The organism is Streptomyces sp. NPDC046203 (genome assembly GCF_040646255.1).
Classification (GTDB): Bacteria; Actinomycetota; Actinomycetes; order Streptomycetales; family Streptomycetaceae; genus Streptomyces.
On the sequence record NZ_JBEYZX010000013.1, the window covers coordinates 109,236 to 129,199 of the forward strand.

Here is a 19,964-nt window from a genome sequence, read left to right on the forward strand (position 1 = left end):
GGCGCGCGCCCCGTCAGCCGCGCTCGGAGGGCAGCGAGGGTTCCGGCCCCGGCCCCAGCGCCCGCACCACCGCGTCGATCGCGGCGGTCAGGCGGGCCCGGTCGTGGCCCGCGCGTTCGCGTACCCGCAGGCCGAGCACCGTGGTGAACAGCAGCTCCACGGAGGCGTCAAGGTCGAGATCGGCCGCGATCTCGCCTCGGTCGCGGCCCTCGGCCAGCAGGGACCGCAGCGCCTCCCGGGTGGCCTCGAAGGCCGCTTCGAGGCGCCGGTGGACCTGGTCGTCGGTGGTGCCGAGTTCGGTGGCCGTGTTCACCACGAAGCAGCCCCGGCCCGGTTCGCCGTCGGCCGGGCAGGTGATCAGCCAGCGCATCCACTCCCGCAGCGCCTCGCGCACCGGGCGGCCGTCCGCGTCCAGCCGCTGCCGGGCCTCGGCCGACTCGGTGGCCCGGTAGTGGTCGAGCGCGCGCAGGAAGAGCGTGTGCTTGTCGGTGAACGTCCGGTACAGGCTGCTGGAGGTGAGGCGCAGCTCGTCCCCCAGATCCCGCACCGACGTCGCGTGGTAACCGCGTCGCCAGAACAGTTCGGTCGCCGAGTCGACCGCGTTCTGCTCGTCGAAGAGTCGAGGGCGTGACATGTCTTCACCCTACCGAGGTTGTGGAGCGATCGCTCCCGTTGCTAGCGTCGAGTTTGGGAGCGCTCGCTCCCGAAGCCTTGAGGAGGCGCGGTGGCGACTGTGGAACAGACCCCGACCCCGGCCCAGACCCCGACCCCGGCGGAGGGCGCGGTGCCCGCGCGGGCGGACCGCTGGCCGGCGGTCGTCGCCGTGGCCCTGGGGACCTTCCTGCTGGTGACCGCCGAGCAGCTGCCGATCGGACTGCTGACCTCCGTGGGGTCGGCGCTGTCGGTCTCCGAGGGGACGGCGGGCCTGATGGTGACGGTGCCCGGCCTGGTCGCCGCGTTCTCGGCCCCCCTGGTCCCGATGCTCGTCGGCTCCCTGGACCGGCGTGCCCTGCTGTTAGGGCTGATGGCGCTGATGGCCGGCGCCAACGTGGGTACGGCCCTGGCCTCGGACTTCACCGTCCTCGTGGCCTCCCGGGTACTCGTCGGCGTGGCGATCGGCGGCTTCTGGGCGATCGCCGGCGGGCTGGCCGTCCGGCTCGTGGCCCCGCAGAACGTGCCGCGCGCCACCGCGATCGTCTTCGGCGGCGTCGGTGCCGCCAGCGTGCTCGGCGTTCCGCTCGGCACCCTGCTCGGCGAACTCACCGGCTGGCGCATCGCCTTCGCCTCGATGAGCGTTCTCGCTCTCGTCACGCTGGTCGCGCTGTTGGTCGTACTGCCGGGGCTGGCCGCCTCCCAGGCCATCCGGCCGCGACTGCTCGTGGAGCAACTCCGCAATCCGGGCGTACGGATCGGCATCCTCGCGACGACCCTGCTCGCTTTCGGCCATTTTTCCGCCTACACGTTCGTCAGCCCGGCCCTGCAACGGCTGTCGGGCATCGATCAGCGCTATGTGGGTCCGCTGCTGTTCGGCTTCGGCATCGCGGGCATGGCCGGCAACTTCGCCGCCGGCTCCGCGCTCTCCCGCCGGGTGTACCGCAGCGTGCTGACCATCGCCGTGGCCCTGGCGGTCGCGATGCCGCTCTTCCTGCTCCTGGGGCGGACGGGCATCGGCGGCACTCTGCTGCTGATCCTCTGGGGTCTCGCCTACGGCGGGGTCTCCGTCGCCCTGCAGACCTGGATGATCAAGGCCGCCCCGGACGCCGTGGAGGCGGCCTCCGCGCTGTGGGCGGCGGTCTTCAACCTGTCGATCGGCCTGGGCGCGCTGGTCGGCGGTGTCGTCGTCGACACGCTCGAACTCCAGGGCGTCCTGTGGCTCGGCGGTGCCTGCGCCCTCGTGGCCGCGCTGGTGATCCGGGGCGGCCGCTCGCTGAAGCACCTGCGGTGACGGTGACCGGGACGCGCGGGGTGGCCGGGCCGCTCGGGGTGTGCGTCGCGTAGGTGCTGCTCGCCCGGCCGAGGTGCGCCCGGCCGAGGTGAGCCCGTCCGAGGTGCGCCGGGCGGGCGTACGGCTCGGGCCCGGCACCCCCTCAGGGGCGCCGGGCCCGACCCGTACCAGATCCGTATCGGCTCCGTTCCGGCGCCAGCTTCGTACCGGCCGCGCATCGACCCGCACCGGCGCCGGCTCCGTGCCGGCCGCGAGCCGGCCCGTACCGGCTCTACAGCTTGCCGCGACGCCCGCGCAGCTGCTCCGCGACCGGCTTCAGCGACTCGTGGAGGCCGGTCAGCGCCTCGGGGCTGAGCTGTCCGATGAAGTGCTTGCGCACCGCCTCGACGTGGTGCGGCGCGACCTTCCGCATGGTCTCCATGCCGGCGTCGGTGAGCACCGCGAACAGCCCGCGACGGTCCGACTCGCAGTTCTCGCGGCGGACCAGTCCGGCGTTCTCCATCCGGGTGATCTGATGGGAGAGTCGGCTCTTGGACTGGAGGGTGGCGGTGGCGAGGTCGCTCATCCGCAGCCGCTGTTCCTCGGCCTCCGAGAGATTGACCAGGATCTCGTAGTCGTTCATCGTCAGGCCGAAGGGCTGGAGATCCTTCTCCAGCTGGTGCGTCAGCATTCGGTTGACGTCGAGAAACGTGCGCCAGGCGCACTGCTCGGCGTCGGTGAGCCAGGGGGTGGCCGTCTCGGTCTCCATGAATCGATTCTACCTAAGAAGTTGAATTCTGGACGAGTTTACGTGGGATCCGAGGAGATCCGCGAGGGCGGAACGACGCGTCACGCTCCGCAGAGTACCGCTCACAGCCCGAAGCGCCGCTGCAGATCCCCGAGCTGGCCGGGAAGACGCGGTCCCGAACCGTGACCGCCCTGGCCGGAACCCGGTGCCCCGCCGCCCTGCGCCCCGCCGCCCGGCGCGGACCCGGGCACTCCCGGCCCCGCCGCCGGATCCCCGATCGGCCGTTCCGCCAGCATCTGCTCCGAGGACTGGAGCAGCACCGTACCCGCCCCGACGAACTCGAACTGGTGCTCCTCGCCCGAGGTGCCCCCGAGCCCCGTGAGGGCCCGCACCCCGCCCAGCACCCCGGTCAGATACCCGTGGTCGTAGTGGTGGCAGGGGGAGGGGCAGTCCGCCCAGCCCACCAGGGCCTGCGGATCGACCCGCAGCGGCGGCTCCATGAACACCACCGGCCCGTTCGACGCCGCCACGAACTTCCCCGTCCCGATCAGCGTCACGAACCCCGGCACGATCGACTGCTTGAGCGCGAGCGTGGGCTGGTACGCGAGCAGATTGCCGGACCGGATCGTCAGATTGCCCTCGTCCAGGTCGTACGAGTTCACATCGAACGCCCGGTCCGCGAGCAGCATCTTCCCGCTGCCCTCGGCCACCACCCAGTCGCTCGCGTGCAGCGGCGAGTGGAAGGACGTCCGCACCAGCCGGTCGAGCGGGCCGTGGCCGATCCCGTGGAACTCGATCCGCCCGTAGTAGGCGATCATCTTGCCCTTCTGGAGGAACCACGGCGAGCCTTTCAGCTCCACACAGAAGGTGTACGAGTCGACGTTGTCGTCCACCGGCAGCGTCGTCGGATCGTGGATCACGGGACCGGTCACAGCTTCTCCTCCGACGCCTGCACGAACACCGCACCGCTCCCGCTCAGCTCCAGCTGGAACGCCTCGCCCGAGCCCCGCCCCACCATCTCCCGCCAGCCGAGCGCGGTGGACAGCTTGTTGCGGACCTCGCCGTGGTGCGCCACGTACGCCTGCGGATCCACGTGCACCGGGCGGTCCGGGGTGATCGGCAGCTCCATCACCCCGCCGTGCGCCATCACGGCCACCGAGCCGTGCCCGCGCAGCGTGGTGGTGAACAGGCCCTGCCCGGTCACCTGGCCGCGTACCAGCCCCATCACCCCGCCCTGCGAGCCGAGGAACATCGTGCCCTGCTCCAGGGTGCCGTCGAAGGCGAGCAGCCGGTCCGCCTCCACGTACAGGGTGTCCCCGGCCAGCTCGACGACCTGGATGTGATGGCCGCCGTGCCCGAACATCACGGTGCCGTCGCCCTCCACCGTCATCAGCGGGGTCGCCTCGCCGGCCACCCGGCGGCCGATCATCGACATCACCCCGCCCTGGCCGCCGGTGATATTCGGCGTGAAAGTGACGTCGCCGCGGTACGCCAGCATCGCCCCGCGCTGGCTGAAGAGCCGCTGCCCAGGGACCAGGCGGGCCTCGATCATCTTGGAGTTGATCTCCCGGAACGGCATCAGAGATCGCCCCCGACCGTCCGGCGCTCGCTCGGCTGCACGTACACGAGCCCGTCCCCCTCGAACCGGATCTGGAACGCCTCGCCGCCGCCCTCGCCCATGAACGTGCGGAAGGTCACGCCGGACTGGAAGTGCTGCTGGAGGTTTCCCTGGTGCGCGATGTACGCGCCGGGGTCGACGCACAGCGGGTACTGCGGGGTCACCCGCAGCACCACGGCCGCCCCGTCGGACAGCAGGGCCGCCTGGCCCGTGCCCTCCACGGTCGTGGTGAACAGGCCGTTGCCGGACGCGCTGCCGCGCAGCCCGGTGAAGCTGGTGCCCGTACGCAGCCCGGCCTCGGTGCACAGCAGATTGCTCGCCTCGACGAACAGCTTCTCGCCGGTCAGCCGGACCAGGTTGATCTCGGTGGCCCGGTCGGCGAACCAGCAGGTTCCCTGGCCGCTGACCTCCATCACCTCCATCTGCTCTCCGGTGAGTCTGCGGGTCACCATGCCGCGCAGACCGTCACCGCCGCCGGTCATCTTCTTGAAGGACATCCGGCCGTCGTACGCGACCATCGAGCCGTTCTTCGCCTTCACGGCGTCCCCGGTCAAGGTCACGGCGAGCACTCGGCTGCCCTGGAGTCGGAACGTAGCCACGAAAGGGGACGTTACTGGGCACCCCCGGCCCGGGGACAGAGGTGCCGCCGTGCACAATGGACAGGCCCTTGTGCATCCGTTCACAAGATCGACCGAAGGTGACTCCTGCCATGGACATCAAGACCGCCTCCGCCCTGCACCGGCTCCGACTCGTCTCCGCCCCGGAGGCCGTCTCGTTCCTGCTGCTCCTGGTCTGCTCGGTGCTCAAGCGCACCACGGACTTCAACGCGGTGCCGGTGATGGGCGCGGTCCACGGCGTGCTCTTCGTCCTGTACGTGCTCTTCTGGCTGGACGCCTGGAACCGCGCCAAGTGGAGCTTCGGCCAGGCCGCCGGCTACTTCGTCCTGTCGGTGCTGCCCACCGGCGGTTTCTTCGCGGAGCGCAAGCTGAAGCGCGAGGCCGAGGCCGCGGTCATCGCCTCCCGCGCGCGCCGCGAGGGTGTCGTCAACGTCTGATCTCGCTGGGGCCGGGAGGCCGGGAGCCGGGCCGTCTGGCCACTCCGGCCCGGTCACGCCCACGCCCACGAAGGGGCGCCGCCATGTGCGGCGCCCCTTCGTCGTATCCGCCCCTGCCCAGGTCGCCCACCCCCGCCTGCGCCGCATCCACCCGGAAGAGATGTTCCGGAAAGGTCTTGAGCGACTGCTCAAAACGCGCTAGCTTCTCCATGGCCGCCGGATTGAGCGGTCGCTCAACTCGGGGGAGGGGGCAGAGTCTTGGGGCTCTATGTCGAGGCGTGCGTCCGTACGGACCTGGAGACGCTCTGGAAGCGGACCCAGGACCCGGCGGAGCACCAGCGATGGGATCTGCGGTTCACCGAGATCTCGTATCTGCCGGCCGAGTCCGCCGACCCGGCCGGGTCGACCGAGTCGAGCGAGCCGACTGATTCGAGCGATTCAAGCGATTCGAACGAGTCGAGCGTTTCGATCGAAGCGGCCGAATCGGCAGCACCGGGTGGACCGGGTGGACCGGACGGGCGGGGCGCGGAGGGGGCGCCCCGGCGGTTCCGGTATGCCACGCGGGTGCTGCCCTTCCTGGTCGTCGCCGGCACCGGCGTCTCCGCGGGGGAGCGCCGCCGGGCCGGCGGCGACCGGGTGTCGGCACTCCGGTTCGCCTCGCCGCACCCGCTGTCCCTGCTCGCCGAGGGCAGCGGGTACTGGCGTTACGTCCCCGGCGTGGACCCGGCCGAGGGCATCCGGTTCCTCACCGGATACGACTACCGGCCGCGCTGGGGGCGCTTCGGCCGGCTCGCCGACCAGCTGGTCTTCCGGCCGCTGATGGGCTGGGCGACCGCCTGGTCCTTCGACCGGCTGCGGCTGTGGTGCGAGCACGGGATCACCCCGGAACGTTCCCGTACCCACTGGCAGCTCGAACTCGCCGCCCGCGCCGGGCTCGTGGCGCTCGGTGCCGCCATCCACCCCGAGGCCCTGCTGCTCGCCGCCGTGGCCGCCGTCCTGCTGCCGCCGTCGCCCAGGACTCCCGCCGCCCGCCGCTGTCTGCGCGTCCCGCCGGGCCGCTCGCGTGACCGGGCGCCCCGCCTTCTCGCCACCCTGGAGCAGTCATGACGTCGATCTTCCGCACCGCCATGGGCGAGGACGCCTTCGCGCGGCTGCACCCCGAGCTCCAGCGGCGCTTCTCCGTCGGGCTCGCGAGCGGCGAGATGTGCGTGGGGCGCGGGGCGATGGACCGGATCTGGCACGGCAGGGGCCTGACCCGGCACCTGGTGCGGCCGTTCCTCGCGGTCGGCGGCACCCGGAACATCCTGCTGCCGCGCACCGGCCGCCAGGTGCCCTTCACCATAGAGAACGTGCCCTACCTCGACTCGTACGGCCGGGAGACCGTCACCTTCGTCCGCACCTTCCGACTGCCCGGCGGGCCCCGCCGGTTCGATGCGACGATGGTGAACGGCCCTACGGGCGGCCGGATCGTGGACTACCTCGGCACCCATCAGCATCTCGCCAGCGAACTCCAGCTCTCCGCCGAGCCCGACGGCTCGTTGCTCATCCGCTCCGGCGAACACCGGTTCAGGGAAGGGCCGGTGGACGTACGGGTGCCCGAACTCATCGGCGGCGACGCCGAGGTGCGCGAGTCCTTCGACGAGCGCGCCGGGCGCTTCCGGATCAGCGTCCGGGTCGTCAACCGTTACATCGGCCCGCTGTTCGGCTACGAGGGATCCTTCACGGCCGCGTACGCCCGGGTCCGCGACTGCGGCGTCCGGCCCGGTCTGCGCCCGGTGCGCGAGGAGGCGCGCGCGTGACCACCGACGAGACCCGCCGCAAGCTGCTCGAAGGCGCCCTGAAGGTGCTCGTCGAGCAGGGCATCGCGAAGACCTCGGCCCGCGCGGTGGCCGCCGCCGCCGGGGTGAACCAGGCGCTGGTCTTCTATCACTTCGGTTCGATGGACGAACTCCTCGCCGCCGCCTGCCGGTTCGGCTCCGAACAGCGGGTCGCCCGGTACCGCGAGCAGATGAGCGAGGTCGCCACCCTGTCCGAGCTGCTCGCCCTCGGCCGCGCGCTGCACGAGCAGGAGCGGGAGGCCGGCCATGTCGCCGTCCTCGGCCAGCTGCTCGCCGGCGCGCAGACGCACCCCAAGCTCGGCCCCGCCACGGCCGCCGGCCTCGACCTGTGGATCGAGGAGATCGAGACGGTGCTGCGCCGGCTGCTCGCCGACGGCCCGCTCGACGGGGCGGTGGACCCGGCCGGGCTCGCCCGGACGGTCGCGGCCTCCTTCGTCGGGATGGAGCTGTACGAGGCGGTCGACCCGGCGGGCGCGGGCGCCGCCCTCGACGCGCTCGAACAGCTGGCCGGTCTCCTCGCGGCCCTGGAGGAGCTGAGCCCGGTCGCCCGCGGGGCCGTCCGGTACACGCTGCGCCGGAAGGGCCTCGTACCCCGTCAGGCACCGGGGCGGCCGCCCTCCGTACGCGCCGGACTCACGGACCCCGGCCCCGGCACCGGATCCGATCCTGGCCCCGGATCCGGCCTCACGCGGCCCGACCCGGCCTGACGCGGCCCCGATCCGGCCCCGCACGGTCCCGATCCGGCCCCGCACGGTCCCGATCCAGCCCGACCCCGACCCCGACCCCGACCCCGACCCCGACCCCGACCCCGGCCCCCGATCCGACCCGCACAGCCTGACGCCGCCCGATCCCGAAGGCAGACCCCCCCCGAACCACTCGCACGGACAGTCTCCAGTCGACACGCCGACAGATCTCCACTTTTGTGGGGATATCGGCACGTTCGACAATCCCTGGAGGCACCCGTGCGGCCGGGACACTACGACTACGACACCCACAGCCGACTCGCAGGCCCGCTCACCGAACCCGAGCCCGCGCCCGGATCCCCCCACGGGGGCTACCAGGTGCGGTACCGGAGCCTGCTGTCGAAGGAGCCGCACCGCATACGCGCCGTCCTGCTCATGGGGTGCGCCCCCCTGCTGTCGGCGCTCCTGCTGTTCTACCTCGTCTGGCCCAGCCACTGGACCGTCCGCGAGGGCGACGAGGCCTGGCGGATCCCGTACGACACCGTGATGCTCGTCGCGATCGGACTCATCTGCTTCTTCATGCTGGTGAACGTCACCTCGATCGCGCACGCCACCCTCGTCGCCCGCGACCCGATACCCGTCCACCCCGAGCCCGGCACCAGGGTCGCGTTCCTCACCACCTACGTGCCCGGCAAGGAACCGCTCGGCATGGTCCGCGCCACCCTCGAAGGCGCCGTCCAGCTGCGGCACGACGGCCCCCTCGACATCTGGCTGCTCGACGAGGGCGACGACCCCGCCGCCCGGGCCCTCTGCGAAGAACTGGGCGTACGGCACTTCACCCGCTCCGGCGTCCCCGAGTGGAACCGCCCCAAGGGCACCCACAAGGCCCGCACCAAGCACGGCAACTACAACGCCTGGCTCGCGATGCACGGCCGCGCCTACGACTTCTTCGCCTCCGTCGACACCGACCACGTCCCGCTTCCCAACTTCCTGGAGCGGATGCTCGGTTACTTCCGCGACCCCGACGTCGCCTTCGTCGTCGGACCGCAGGTGTACGGCAACTACAAGGCGGGCGTCACCAAGGCCGCCGAGTCGCAGCAGTTCCTCTTCCACGCGCTCATCCAGCGCGCCGGGAACCGCTACCGGGCCCCCATGTTCGTCGGCACCAACAACGTCGTCCGGGTCAAGGCCCTGCTCCAGATAGGCGGCCTGGTCGACTCCGTCACCGAGGACATGGCCACCGGCTTCGAGCTGCACCGCCGCCGCAACCCGGTCACCGGCCACCACTGGCGCTCGGTCTACACCCCCGACGTACTCGCCGTGGGGGAGGGGCCGGCCTCCTGGACCGACTTCTTCACCCAGCAGCTGCGCTGGTCCCGGGGCACGTACGAGACGCTCCTGCGGCAGTACTGGAAGGCCCCCTTCCGCACCCCGCCCGGCCGGCTCCTCAACTACACGCTCATGCTCGTCTACTACCCCATGACCGCCGTGAACTGGCTGCTCGGCATCCTGTCCTGCGTGCTGTTCCTCTGGCTCGGCGCCTCCGGCACCCAGGTCTCCTCCGCGGTCTGGCTGATGATCTACAGCGACGCCGTCGCCCTGCAGGTCGGCGCCTATCTGTGGAACCGCCGCCACAACGTCTCGCCCCACGAGCCCGAGGGCTCCGGCGGTCTGGCCGGCATGGTGATGTCCGCGCTGTGCGCGCCGATCTACCTGATGTCGTTCGGCTCGGCGCTCCTGCGCACCCGCGGCCGCTTCGTCGTCACCCCCAAGGGCGGCGAGGCCAGCCCCGACCGGCTCGCGACCTTCCGCGTCCACCTCTTCTGGGCGGCGGTCCTGGCCGCGTCCCTGGTCGCCTCCGTCGTCCTCGACCACAGCCACGCGGCCATGCGCACCTGGGCGGTGCTCGCTCTCGTCATCGCGCTCGCCCCGGTCGGGGTGTGGACCGCCGACCGGACGCGCGGCCGCTACCGCCTCCAGATCCTCACCGAGGGCCGCCTCCAGATACGGGTCCGCGCCCTCGCCTCCGCCCGGAGCCGGGCCGAGCACGGCGAGGAGACCACCAGTACCACCACCACCGCCGCCCGCGGCGGCGCCCGCCCCACCCCCACGCCCGCCGCGGCCCCCACGACGACCGGAGGGAACTGAACCATGGCCTACCGGCCGTCCGCGCAATTCAAGAAGACGCTGCTCGGCAGCGGAGCCGTGCTCGTCCTCGCCGCCCTCAACGCCCCGGCCGCCGTGTCCTTCGCGACCGACAAGTACCACGCGTACAAGATCGCCCAGCCGGGCTACCAGAAGAAGTACGGCTCCTGGGCCCTGGTCGACGTACCCGGCCAGTACCGGGTCAACGCGATCCACGCCGCCCTCCTGCACACCGGCAAGGTGCTGCTCGTCGCGGGCTCCGGGAACAACCAGAAGAAGTTCGACGCCGGCACCTTCGAGACCGTCCTGTGGGACCCGGCGAAGAACACGTTCAAGAAGATCCCCACCCCCGAGGACTTCTTCTGCTCCGGCCACACCCAGCTCCCCGACGGCCGGCTCCTCGTCGCCGGCGGCACCGCCCGCTACGAGGTCCTGGACGGCGAGGTGAAGAAGGCCGGCGGCGCGATGCGGGTGAAGAACGAGAGCCCCGACAAGGCCGTCACCCTCAAGAAGGGCACGGTCTTCCGCTCCCCGTCCGGGGTCGAGTACGTCTCGAAGTTCGACGTCACCGTCCCGAAGGCGAAGCGCGAGTTCGAGATCTCATACTTCAAGAGCGGCCAGATGAAGCCGTGGAAGACCAAGGTGACCGCGGCGGAGCAGCGGGTCTTCGTCGAGGCCGTCAAAGAGGGCCCGCAGGCGCTGACCACCGAGGCCGCGCAGTACGAGATCGAGGGGCTGAAGGGCACCGACGCCGACAACGTCTACGGTCTCGCGCAGAAGATCACCACCGAGAAGCAGGACTTCCAGGGCATCAAGGCGGCGTACGAGTTCGACCCGAAGGCCGAGAAGTACGTCCCGGTCGCGCCCATGAAGAACGCCCGCTGGTACCCGACGCTCGTCACCCTCGACGACGGCAAGGTGCTCGCCGTCTCCGGGCTCAACGACGTCGGCGACGTCGTCCCCGGCGACAACGAGATCTACGACCCCGCCACCAAGAAGTGGTCCAAGGGCCCCTTCCGCTACTTCCCGACCTACCCCGCGCTCTTCCTCACCAAGGGCGGCAAGCTCCTCTACACCGGCTCCAACGCCGGGTACGGGCCGGCCGAGAAGGGCCGCGAGCCGGGCCTGTGGGACCTGAAGAAGAACTCCTTCACCAAGCTCCCCGGCCTCACCCACCCCGACCAGCTGGAGACCTCCGCCTCCGTCCTGCTGCCGCCCGCGCAGAAGCAGCGGCTGATGGTCCTCGGCGGCGGCGGGGTCGGCGAGTCGGCCGCCTCCACCCCCCGTACGTCGATCATCGACCTGTCCAAGGACAACCCGTCCTTCAGCGACGGACCCGCCCTGCCGCAGGGCACCCGCTACCTCGGCAGCGTGCTCCTGCCCGACGACACCGTCTTCACCACCGGCGGCTCGCGCGACTACCGGGGGCGCGGCGCCAGCGACATCCTGCAGGCGCAGTTCTACGACCCGAAGAGCAACAGCTTCGCCGAGGCCGCCGAGCCGACCGTCGGCCGGAACTACCACTCCGAGGCGCTGCTGCTGCCCGACGGCCGGGTCGCCACCTTCGGCTCCGACCCGCTCTACGGCGACGCCGACAACACCAAGCTCGGCGCCTTCGAGCAGCGCATCGAGGTCTTCACCCCGCCGTCCCTGCACCGGGCGGGCGGCGACCGGCCGGTCCTCGGCGCGGGACCCGAGCAGCCCGACAAGAACGGCGCGGTCGGCTACCGGGCCACGGCCAAGGACCTGGACCGGATCGTCCAGGCCCGGCTGATGCGGCCGAGCGCCGTCACTCATACGACGGACGTCGAACAGCGCTCGGTGGAGCTGGCGATGGCCAAGGACAAGGGCTCCGGGACCGTCTCGGTGACGATCCCGAAGGACCGCACGCTGGTGCCGCCCGGCTGGTACATGCTGTTCGTGACGGACTCCGACGGCATCTCGTCGCAGGCGAAGTGGGTGCAGGTGTCCTGACATCCCGGCCGTCGTTTCGTGGCGCGGTTCGGCCAGGCCCGGCCCGGTCCTGAGAGGTCAGGGCCGGGCCGAGTCATGTCCGTGTCGTACGGGGCCGGTCCGTGTCGTACGGGGCCGGTCCGCGTCGTACGGGTCCGGGCGTACGGGTCCGGGCGTACGGGCCGAGGCCGGTACGTACGACGGCCACCCCGCACCCCGCACCCCGCACCCCGCACCCCGCACCCCGCACCCCGCACCCTGGCCCCGGTCAGGCCCTGGCGCGGCGCGCGAGCCCCAGCGCGTAGTCGGGCCACCAGGTTCCGGCGGGCGGGCCGCCCCGGCAGGTGCCGTCCGAGTCGCCGGGCGTCTTGATCCACAGATACGCGTCGACCAGCTCGTCCCCGGTCCGGTCGGTCGGCGGGGTGCCGAGCGCCCGGCCCGGCGGGTTGCACCACTCCTCCGCCCGGTCGCCGTGCAGCGGGCCGTTGCCGTTGCGGCTGGTGTCGATCGTGAAGTGGGCCCCGCCGAGCAGCCGGGACACCGACGTGCCGAACCGCCGTACCGCATCGTCGGTCTGGAAGTTCGAAACATTGAGCGCGAAGCCGTCGGCCCGCGCGACCCCGGCCCGGCGCAGCGGCTCCACGAGCTTGGCCGGGGCATCGATCCAGGCCGGGTTGCCCGCGTCGATGTAGACCCGGGTGTGCGGCTGCTTCTTGAACCGCTCGACCGCGCCGGCCAGCAGCCCGAGCCGCTCCTCCTCGTGCTCGGCCGGGGTGCAGCCGTCCACCAGGTGGGCCACCGCGTCCGGCTCCAGGATCACGATCGCGGGCGTGTCGCCGATGGCGCCGGCGAAGGAGTCCACCCAGTTCCGGTAGGTCTGCGCGTCGTGTGCCCCGCCCGCCGAGTAGCGGCCGCAGTCGCGGTGCGGGATGTCGTACGCGACGAAGAGCGCGGTCCGGCCCTTGGCGGCGGCGCCCCGTACCACCCGGGTGACGTCCGGGGCCGGATCGCCGTCGGACGGCCAGTCCGCCATCGGCCGGTCCGCGATCCGCCGCATCAGCCGGGCGTCCTCGGCGCGGCCCTGGGTCTCGTACGTCCGGACCTGGTGGGCCGCGTCGCTTTCCGGGTCGACCCAGAAGGGCGAGGCGGCGGCCGGGGGCGGGGCCTCGCCGCGCGAGGCGGTCGTCCGCTCGGGGGAGCCCGGTCCGCCGTCACCGCAGCCGGTGAGCAGCAGGGCGGCGACCGCGGCGAGCGTCGCGAGATGGCCGGCGGGGCGACGGGCGGGGCGACGGGAGGGGCGACGGGAGGACAGGCGCGCGGCGGAGAGCCGGGCGGCGGCGGTGCGGCGGGACATCCGGCCCCCAGGGTCGGGACGAGGAGAACGACGGGGAGGGGCGGGGAGCCGGTGCGGGCGCGGGAGCGGGGCGCCGGGTGGCGGCACCCTGCGGCAGAGCGGGCCCTATCGTGACATAACGGTCAGTCGGTATCCGGCTGCGACACCGCGAGCGCGATGCCCAGCGGGGTCCGCTCGTACAGCACCTGGTGCCCGTACCGCCGCGAGGTCAGCAGTCCCGCCCCGCGCAGCACCGACAGATGCGCCGACACGCTCGACGGCGCGAGCCCCAGCCGGTGCGCGAGCGCCGAGGTCCCGGCGGGTTCGTCGAGCGCGCACAGCACCTCGGCGCGGGCCCGCCCGAGCAGCCGGGCGAGCGCCTGGGGGGTGCGCTCGCGGGCCTCGGTCCACAGCCCGCCGACGCCCCGCACCGGATAGACGACGGTCGGCTGCCACGGCGGGTCGAAGCCGCTGATCACATCCGGCCAGGTGAACACGGACGGCATCAGGACGAGCCCCCGCCCCTCCAGCGCCCGGACGTGCTCGGTCCCGGAGGCGACGGTCAGCGTCGCCGTCGTCTCCGTCCAGCCGAACGACGGGTGCAGCTCCGTCAGCAGCCGCTCCAGACCGCCCTCGGCCAGCCGCCGCGAGTGGTACGCCAGATCGGCTTCGAGCAGCGCCCGCAGCCTCGGCCACTCCGGCGCGACCAGCGCCTCCCAGGTCTCTTCGAGCAGATCCGCCAGCCGGAGCACCGCCCCCGCCGGATCCGCCAGCAGCCGGCGCCCCTCGGCCGTCCCGGCCGCGCCCGGCGTCTCGGCCAGCGCCCGCGCGAAGTCGTCCGCCGCGAGCGCCGGAGGCGTGTCCCGTACGGCGGCGATCTCGTCCTCGAACGTGGCCGCGGGCCCGATCGGCGGCGGATAGAGGAAGTCCGGGCTGTGGCCCCGGGCCGGCATCAGCAGATGCAGCGGCGCCAGATCGAGCCCGCGTGCCCGGTGCGCGATCCGCCGTAGCCAGGGCAGGTGGTAGACCTGCTGACGCGGCCGGGCCAGCACCCGTACCGCGCTGTGCGTCTCCCACAGCGGGGAGATCGCGAACCGGATGCGCAGCGGGTCGCCCTCCCCGAAGTGCAGGTGGTACGGCATATGCCCGGCCCTTCACTCGCCCGCCGTCGACGTTTCGGCCGGGGTCGGCTTTCGCCCGCTGTCGCCGACTTTCGGTCGCCGCCGACTCTCGCCCGCTGTCGCCGACTTTCGGTCGCTGCCAGCTCTCGCCCGTCGCCAACTTTCGGCCAGGGCCGAAAGTCTAGGCCCGGCACCCCCGCGCCCCGCACGCTGCGGACATGCCCACCACCCAGGCGCCCGGCTACCGGGCGGTCTTCGCCGTGCGCGAGTTCCGGTTCGTCTTCACCGCGCACCTCTTCTCGCTGCTCGGCGTCGTCGTCAGCGAACTCGCCCTCACCGTCCTCGTCTACGACCTGACCCGCTCGCCCCTGCTCTCCTCGCTCACCTTCGCCCTCGGCTTCCTGCCGTACCTGCTCGGCGGCACCCTGCTCGCCGGATTCGCCGACCGCTTCCCGCCCCGCCGGGTGCTCGTGGTGTGCGACCTCGTCTGCGCCGGCTGCGTCGCCCTGATGGTGCTGCCCACCACCCCGGTCGCCGCACTGCTCGTGCTGCGCTGCGCGGTCGCCGCCGTGGCCCCCGTCTTCCAGGGCACCCGGCTCGCGACCCTCGCCGACATCCTCGGCGAGGGCGAACTGTTCGTCCTCGGCCGCTCGCTGCTGCGGATCCTCTCGCAGAGCGCCCTGCTCGCGGGCTTCGGCGCCGGCGGACTGCTGCTCACCGCCGTCACCCCGCGCGGCGCCATGGCCGTGACCGCCGCCACCTTCCTCGCCTCGGCGGCTCTGCTGCGCTGCGGCACCGCCCGCCGCCCGGCCCGCGCCGCCGCCACTGCTACCGCCACCGCCACCGCCACGGGAGGCCGGCGCGAGGGCGTCGGCGCCACCTGGGGTGTGCTGCGCGACCGGCGGATCCGGGCGCTGATGCTGCTGTTCTGGGTGCCGCCGATGTTCGCCGTCGTCCCCGAGGCGCTGGCCGCCCCGTACGCCGACCGGATCGGTGCCTCCAGCGCCGCCCTCGGCCTGCTGATGTGCGCGATGCCCGTCGGTACCGTCCTCGGCGAACTCCTCGCGGGCTCCGCGCTCTCCGCCGCCACCCGCGCCCGCCTGGTGCTCCCGCTCCTCCTCGCCTCCTTCCCGCCCTTCCTCCTCTACGCCCTGCGCCCGGGCCTCGTCCTCGCGGCCGCCGCGCTCTTCCTGGCCGGCGCGGCCGGCGCGTACACCCTCGGGCTCGACGCCTGGTTCGTCGACGCCGTCCCGGAGGAGCGGCGCGGCCGGGCCATGACCCTGATGTCGGCGGGCATGATGACCGTCCAGGGCCTCGGCATGGCGGGCGCGGGCCTGGTCGCCGAGTTCGTCCCCGTCCACGCGGTGGTCGCGGGCGCCGGGGCGCTCGCCACCCTCGTCCTGGCCGTGCTCGCCCTGGAGGTACGGGCCAGCGCCCCGCGCCCTTCGGGCGGGCGTGGTTCGGACGGGCGCCCTTCGGGCGGGCGTGGTTCGGACGGGCGTGCGTCGGCCGTATCCGCGACCGAAAGGCGAGACACGGCCGAGCGCCCCGTGGCCAGTGGATAAGGTCGACGGGTGCCGAAGCCCCTCAGTCTCTCGTTCGACCCCATCGCCCGCGCCGACGAACTCTGGCAGAAGCGCTGGGGCCCGGTCCCCGCGATGGCCGCGATCACCTCGATCATGCGCGCCCAGCAGATCCTGCTCGCCGAGGTGGACGCCGTGGTCAAACCGTACGGACTGACCTTCGCCCGCTACGAGGCGCTGGTGCTGCTCACCTTCTCCAAGGCGGGCGAACTGCCGATGTCCAAGATCGGCGAACGGCTGATGGTCCACCCGACCTCCGTGACGAACACGGTGGACCGCCTGGTCAAGGCCGGTCTGGTCGACAAGCGCCCCAACCCCAACGACGGCCGCGGCACCCTCGCCTCCATCACGGCCAAGGGCCGCGAGGTCGTCGAGGCCGCCACCCGCGACCTCATGGACATGGACTTCGGGCTCGGCGCGTACGACTCCGAGGAATGCGCCGAGATCTTCGCGACCCTGCGCCCGCTGCGGGTCGCGGCCGGGGACTTCGAGGAGTCCTGAAGAGGTCCTGACACGGCCCCGAAGAGGTCCTGGCACGGCCCTGAAGCGGCCCCGAAGCGGTCCTGAAGCGGTCCTGGCACCGCTCTGACGCGGCCCTGACACGGTCTTGACACGGACGTGCCGAAAGGGGGCCCGTGCGAAGATCGCCCCCCTCTGCCGTTACGCTCGAAGCCATGAAATCCAGCGTGCTGACCCGCTACCGCGTCATGGCGTACGTGACCGCGGTCATGCTCCTCATCCTGTGCGGGTGCATGGTCGCCAAGTACGGCTTCGACACCGGCGAGGACCTGACCTTCGCGGTCTCCCAGGCCCATGGCGTCCTCTACATCATCTATCTGATCTTCGCCTTCGACCTGGGCTCCAAGGCCAAGTGGCCGTTCGGGAAGCTGCTGTGGGTGCTGCTCTCGGGCACCATCCCCACGGCCGCCTTCTTCGTCGAGCGCAAGGTCGTCCGCGAGACGCTCCCGCTGGTGAGCGGCGCGCAGCCGGCGGCCGCGGCCAAGGCGTAACGGGCAGCTCTCCGGCTCTCCGCGGGCCCCCGCCGGTCAGGACACCGTCCGACCGGCCGGGGCCTTCGTCATGCCCGGAGCCGGGGGCCGTCACCGCGCGGGGGCGTCGTCCGTATGCCGAGGAGATGCCCCCGGGCCAGGGAGTCATCCCCGCGCCGGGGTGCTGTCCCGTACCGGGTGCTGTCCGGGTGTCGGAGGGCTCACCCGCACCCCTTCTCCAGAGCGGCGAGGTAGCTGCGCATGAGGTGGTCCCGGATCCCCTCCCCGTCCGGGGAGAAGGCGGCGGTGCCCAGCCCCTTGGCGCGGTCGGCCAGCCCGCCGATCAGGCCGTTCTTCTCGCTGACGTGCCCGGCGGAGTCGATGTGGTGCAGGGTCGCCACATGGGTGAAGGCGGGCTCGGGAGGCAGTTGGGGGACGATGTCGTTGCCGTGGACGAAGCGATGGGTACGGCCGTGGAGCCCCTTGTCGTAGGCGGCGGCCAGCAGCCGGTCGCAGGTGCGGGGCTGCCCGAAGGTGTAGACGCCGTCGGCCGCCAGATGGGGGTCCTCCAGATCCAGCCGGGCGGCCACGAGCATGGCGAGGGCGCCGCCGAGGCTGTGCCCGGTGAACCACACGCTCTGGCCGTCGGTGCGCAGGTCCGCGATGGTCTTGGCGACATCGGGATAGACGGATTCCAGGGCCTCCGCGAACCCGTAGTGCACGAACCCGGTCCGGGCCGGCCCCGGCCAGGGCGGCGTGCTCGCGTCGGTGAGCCAGTCGCGTAGTTGCGCGGGTTCGGTTCCCCGGAAGGCGGTGACGATCATCCGGTCGCCCGCCATGGTGTACGCCTGGGTGTCCTGGAGCGGGAACGGCGGGGTGAACCGCGTCTGGTGGTGCCGCACCGTGTCGAAACCCCAGTCGTGGGCCTGCGCGTCGATGGTGGCGTCGTCCTTGTAGGCCAGGTCCGAGGCCCTGGCCAGGCTGTAGGCGTGCGGGAGGGTGTAGTCGACGGCGTCCTGGTCGAAGGTGGTGGGAACGGCCACGGGGTACTCCTGTCGAGCCGCGATGGGGACGGTGGGTGATCGCATGGCGACCACGAGTGAAGCTAACCCGCGTCGATCCGCCGGGCGACCGGACGCGACCCGCCGCCATGGACGGGTTCGCGCCGCTCCGACGCGCGGTCGGCCATCGACTTTTACTAGGACGTCCTAGTAAATTCGTAGGTATGGACGCTGACGCGATCGAGGAAGGCCGCCGTCGCTGGCAGGCCCGTTACGACAAGGCCCGCAAGCGCGACGCCGACTTCACCACGCTCTCCGGGGACGACGTGGACCCCGTCTACGGGCCGAGGCCCGGCGACGCGTACGAGGGGTTCGAGCGCATCGGCTGGCCGGGCGAGTACCCCTTCACCCGGGGCCTGTACCCGACCGGCTACCGGGGCCGCACCTGGACCATCCGCCAGTTCGCGGGCTTCGGCAACGCCGAGCAGACCAACGAGCGCTACAAGATGATCCTCGCCGCCGGCGGCGGCGGGCTCTCGGTCGCCTTCGACATGCCGACCCTGATGGGCCGCGACTCCGACGACCCGCGCTCGCTCGGCGAGGTCGGCCACTGCGGTGTCGCCATCGACTCCGCCGCCGACATGGAGGTCCTCTTCAAGGACATCCCGCTCGGCGACGTCACCACCTCGATGACGATCTCCGGCCCGGCCGTCCCGGCCTTCTGCATGTACCTGGTCGCCGCCGAGCGCCAGGGCGTCGACCCGGGCGTCCTCAACGGCACGCTCCAGACCGACATCTTCAAGGAGTACATCGCGCAGAAGGAGTGGCTCTTCGAGCCCGAGCCCCATCTGCGCCTGATCGGCGACCTGATGGAGCACTGCGCGGCCAACATCCCCGCGTACAAGCCGCTCTCGGTCTCCGGCTACCACATCCGCGAGGCCGGCTCGACGGCCGCGCAGGAGCTGGCGTACACCCTCGCCGACGGCTTCGGCTACGTCGAACTGGGCCTGTCCCGCGGCCTCGACGTGGACGTCTTCGCCCCCGGCCTCTCCTTCTTCTTCGACGCGCACCTCGACTTCTTCGAGGAGATCGCCAAGTTCCGTGCCGCCCGCCGCATTTGGGCCCGCTGGATGAAGGAGGTCTACGGCGCGAAGACCGACAAGGCGCAGTGGCTCCGCTTCCACACCCAGACCGCCGGTGTCTCGCTCACCGCGCAGCAGCCGTACAACAACGTCGTCCGCACGGCCGTCGAGGCCCTCGCGGCCGTCCTCGGCGGCACCAACTCGCTCCACACCAACGCCCTCGACGAGACCCTCGCACTGCCCAGCGAGCAGGCCGCCGAGATCGCGCTGCGCACCCAGCAGGTGCTGATGGAGGAGACCGGCGTCGCCAACGTGGCCGACCCGCTGGGCGGTTCCTGGTACGTCGAGCAGCTCACCGACCGCATCGAGGCCGACGCCGAGAAGATCTTCGAGCAGATCCGGGAGCGCGGTCTGCGCGCCCACCCGGATGGCAAGCACCCGATCGGCCCGATCACCTCCGGCATCCTGCGCGGCATCGAGGACGGCTGGTTCACCGGCGAGATCGCCGAGTCCGCCTTCCGCTACCAGCAGTCCCTGGAGAAGGGCGACAAGCGCGTCGTCGGCGTCAACGCCCACCACGGCTCCGTCACCGGCGACCTGGAGATCCTGCGGGTCAGCCACGAGGTCGAGTGGGAGCAGGTCCGCGTCCTCGGCGACCGCAAGGACCGCCGCGACGACGCCGCGGTCCGCACGGCCCTCGACGCGATGCTGACGGCGGCCCGCGACGGCTCCAACATGATCGCCCCGATGCTGGACGCGGTCCGCGCGGAGGCGACCCTGGGCGAGATCTGCGACGCCCTGCGCGACGAGTGGGGCACGTACACGGAGCCGGCGGGCTTCTGACGCGGCGCGGTGTGAGAGAGGGGTGTCACGGGGTTTCCCCGTGACACCC

At 72.1% G+C, this 19,964-nt stretch carries 18 protein-coding genes and 1 pseudogene; 11 read left to right on the forward strand and 8 right to left on the reverse strand.

Annotated features, from left to right (window positions below):
• Positions 1 to 13 precede the first annotated feature (13 nt).
• Positions 14 to 634, reverse strand: a complete 621-nt coding sequence (locus ABZ990_RS13665; RefSeq protein ID WP_361230128.1) for a TetR/AcrR family transcriptional regulator — start codon at positions 632 to 634, stop codon at positions 14 to 16.
• Positions 635 to 724: 90 nt separating this feature from the next.
• Between ABZ990_RS13665 and ABZ990_RS13670 the strand changes: the two genes are divergently transcribed.
• Positions 725 to 1,945, forward strand: a complete 1,221-nt coding sequence (locus ABZ990_RS13670) for an MFS transporter (protein ID WP_361230131.1) — start codon at positions 725 to 727, stop codon at positions 1,943 to 1,945.
• 271 nt (positions 1,946 to 2,216) lie between these two features.
• On the opposite strand, the gene ABZ990_RS13675 is transcribed toward ABZ990_RS13670, so the two are convergent.
• The 4 genes from ABZ990_RS13675 to ABZ990_RS13690 all read right to left on the reverse strand — a co-directional run bounded on the left by ABZ990_RS13675 (position 2,217) and on the right by ABZ990_RS13690 (position 4,889).
• Positions 2,217 to 2,693, reverse strand: a complete 477-nt coding sequence (locus ABZ990_RS13675; RefSeq protein WP_361230134.1) for a MarR family transcriptional regulator — start codon at positions 2,691 to 2,693, stop codon at positions 2,217 to 2,219.
• 101 nt (positions 2,694 to 2,794) lie between these two features.
• A complete protein-coding gene (locus ABZ990_RS13680; protein WP_361230137.1) occupies positions 2,795 to 3,604 on the reverse strand; it encodes an AIM24 family protein in 810 nt (269 codons plus the stop codon).
• Positions 3,601 to 4,251 (reverse strand): AIM24 family protein, encoded by a 651-nt coding sequence (locus tag ABZ990_RS13685; RefSeq protein WP_361230140.1) that lies wholly within the window; start codon positions 4,249 to 4,251, stop codon positions 3,601 to 3,603. Before ABZ990_RS13685 ends, ABZ990_RS13680 begins: the two co-directional genes overlap by 4 nt.
• Positions 4,251 to 4,889 carry an AIM24 family protein gene (locus ABZ990_RS13690; protein WP_361230142.1) on the reverse strand — a complete coding sequence of 213 codons (639 nt, stop codon included), beginning with the start codon at positions 4,887 to 4,889 and terminating at the stop codon, positions 4,251 to 4,253. Before ABZ990_RS13690 ends, ABZ990_RS13685 begins: the two co-directional genes overlap by 1 nt.
• Positions 4,890 to 4,999: 110 nt before the next feature.
• Between ABZ990_RS13690 and ABZ990_RS13695 the strand changes: the two genes are divergently transcribed.
• From ABZ990_RS13695 to ABZ990_RS13720, 6 genes and pseudogenes are all read left to right on the forward strand, one after another.
• The gene (locus ABZ990_RS13695; protein ID WP_361230145.1) at positions 5,000 to 5,344 is read left to right on the forward strand and encodes a DUF3817 domain-containing protein; all 345 of its coding nucleotides are present in this window, start codon (positions 5,000 to 5,002) and stop codon (positions 5,342 to 5,344) included.
• A 258-nt stretch (positions 5,345 to 5,602) separates the two neighbouring features.
• On the forward strand, positions 5,603 to 6,451 hold the full coding sequence (locus ABZ990_RS13700; RefSeq protein WP_361230148.1) for a hypothetical protein: 849 nt from the start codon (positions 5,603 to 5,605) through the stop codon (positions 6,449 to 6,451).
• Complete coding sequence (locus tag ABZ990_RS13705; protein ID WP_361230151.1) at positions 6,448 to 7,143, forward strand: DUF4166 domain-containing protein; 696 nt, start codon at positions 6,448 to 6,450, stop codon at positions 7,141 to 7,143. The genes ABZ990_RS13700 and ABZ990_RS13705 overlap by 4 nt, the downstream gene beginning before the upstream one ends.
• A pseudogene (locus ABZ990_RS13710) lies at positions 7,140 to 7,766 on the forward strand (TetR/AcrR family transcriptional regulator); the annotation flags it as partial. The gene ABZ990_RS13705 and the pseudogene ABZ990_RS13710, both read left to right, overlap by 4 nt.
• 378 nt (positions 7,767 to 8,144) lie before the next feature.
• Positions 8,145 to 10,013 (forward strand): cellulose synthase catalytic subunit, encoded by a 1,869-nt coding sequence (locus ABZ990_RS13715; protein ID WP_361230153.1) that lies wholly within the window; start codon positions 8,145 to 8,147, stop codon positions 10,011 to 10,013.
• A gap of 3 nt (positions 10,014 to 10,016) precedes the next feature.
• Entirely contained in the window at positions 10,017 to 11,984 is a 1,968-nt protein-coding gene (locus ABZ990_RS13720) for a kelch motif-containing protein (RefSeq protein ID WP_361230156.1), read from the forward strand.
• A gap of 247 nt (positions 11,985 to 12,231) precedes the next feature.
• Here the strand turns inward: ABZ990_RS13720 and ABZ990_RS13725 are convergent, their stop codons facing one another.
• Both ABZ990_RS13725 and ABZ990_RS13730 read right to left on the reverse strand, forming a co-directional pair.
• Positions 12,232 to 13,317: a glycoside hydrolase family 6 protein gene (locus ABZ990_RS13725; RefSeq protein WP_361230159.1), complete on the reverse strand. Its 1,086-nt coding sequence runs from the start codon at positions 13,315 to 13,317 to the stop codon at positions 12,232 to 12,234.
• 122 nt (positions 13,318 to 13,439) lie between these two features.
• A complete protein-coding gene (locus tag ABZ990_RS13730) occupies positions 13,440 to 14,438 on the reverse strand; it encodes a DUF5937 family protein (RefSeq protein WP_361230162.1) in 999 nt (332 codons plus the stop codon).
• Between the two features lie 197 nt (positions 14,439 to 14,635).
• On the opposite strand from ABZ990_RS13730, the gene ABZ990_RS13735 reads away from it, so the two are divergent.
• The 3 genes from ABZ990_RS13735 (at position 14,636) to ABZ990_RS13745 (ending at position 17,010) form a co-directional block, all read left to right on the forward strand.
• Positions 14,636 to 15,982 (forward strand): MFS transporter, encoded by a 1,347-nt coding sequence (locus tag ABZ990_RS13735; RefSeq protein ID WP_361230165.1) that lies wholly within the window; start codon positions 14,636 to 14,638, stop codon positions 15,980 to 15,982.
• A 9-nt stretch (positions 15,983 to 15,991) separates the two neighbouring features.
• On the forward strand, positions 15,992 to 16,501 hold the full coding sequence (locus ABZ990_RS13740) for a MarR family transcriptional regulator (protein ID WP_361230168.1): 510 nt from the start codon (positions 15,992 to 15,994) through the stop codon (positions 16,499 to 16,501).
• A 173-nt stretch (positions 16,502 to 16,674) separates the two neighbouring features.
• On the forward strand, positions 16,675 to 17,010 hold the full coding sequence (locus ABZ990_RS13745) for a DUF3817 domain-containing protein (protein ID WP_361230171.1): 336 nt from the start codon (positions 16,675 to 16,677) through the stop codon (positions 17,008 to 17,010).
• A 200-nt stretch (positions 17,011 to 17,210) separates the two neighbouring features.
• Here ABZ990_RS13745 and ABZ990_RS13750 read toward each other — a convergent pair whose 3' ends face one another.
• On the reverse strand, positions 17,211 to 18,032 hold the full coding sequence (locus tag ABZ990_RS13750) for a lipase family protein (protein WP_361230174.1): 822 nt from the start codon (positions 18,030 to 18,032) through the stop codon (positions 17,211 to 17,213).
• A gap of 182 nt (positions 18,033 to 18,214) precedes the next feature.
• Here ABZ990_RS13750 and ABZ990_RS13755 point away from each other — a divergent pair, with 182 nt between their 5' ends.
• Positions 18,215 to 19,915 (forward strand): methylmalonyl-CoA mutase family protein, encoded by a 1,701-nt coding sequence (locus ABZ990_RS13755; protein ID WP_361230177.1) that lies wholly within the window; start codon positions 18,215 to 18,217, stop codon positions 19,913 to 19,915.
• Positions 19,916 to 19,964 lie beyond the last annotated feature (49 nt).

Coding starts and splice junctions, on each gene's coding strand:
- ABZ990_RS13725 (WP_361230159.1), bottom strand. CDS start 13,317: ATGTCCCGCCGCACCGCCGCCGCCCGGCTCTCCGCCGCGCGCCTGTCC.
- ABZ990_RS13705 (WP_361230151.1), top strand. CDS start 6,448: ATGACGTCGATCTTCCGCACCGCCATGGGCGAGGACGCCTTCGCGCGG.
- ABZ990_RS13665 (WP_361230128.1), bottom strand. CDS start 634: ATGTCACGCCCTCGACTCTTCGACGAGCAGAACGCGGTCGACTCGGCG.
- ABZ990_RS13745 (WP_361230171.1), top strand. CDS start 16,675: ATGAAATCCAGCGTGCTGACCCGCTACCGCGTCATGGCGTACGTGACC.
- ABZ990_RS13685 (WP_361230140.1), bottom strand. CDS start 4,251: ATGCCGTTCCGGGAGATCAACTCCAAGATGATCGAGGCCCGCCTGGTC.
- ABZ990_RS13675 (WP_361230134.1), bottom strand. CDS start 2,693: ATGGAGACCGAGACGGCCACCCCCTGGCTCACCGACGCCGAGCAGTGC.
- ABZ990_RS13755 (WP_361230177.1), top strand. CDS start 18,215: ATGGACGCTGACGCGATCGAGGAAGGCCGCCGTCGCTGGCAGGCCCGT.
- ABZ990_RS13730 (WP_361230162.1), bottom strand. CDS start 14,438: ATGCCGTACCACCTGCACTTCGGGGAGGGCGACCCGCTGCGCATCCGG.
- ABZ990_RS13695 (WP_361230145.1), top strand. CDS start 5,000: ATGGACATCAAGACCGCCTCCGCCCTGCACCGGCTCCGACTCGTCTCC.
- ABZ990_RS13735 (WP_361230165.1), top strand. CDS start 14,636: ATGCCCACCACCCAGGCGCCCGGCTACCGGGCGGTCTTCGCCGTGCGC.
- ABZ990_RS13720 (WP_361230156.1), top strand. CDS start 10,017: ATGGCCTACCGGCCGTCCGCGCAATTCAAGAAGACGCTGCTCGGCAGC.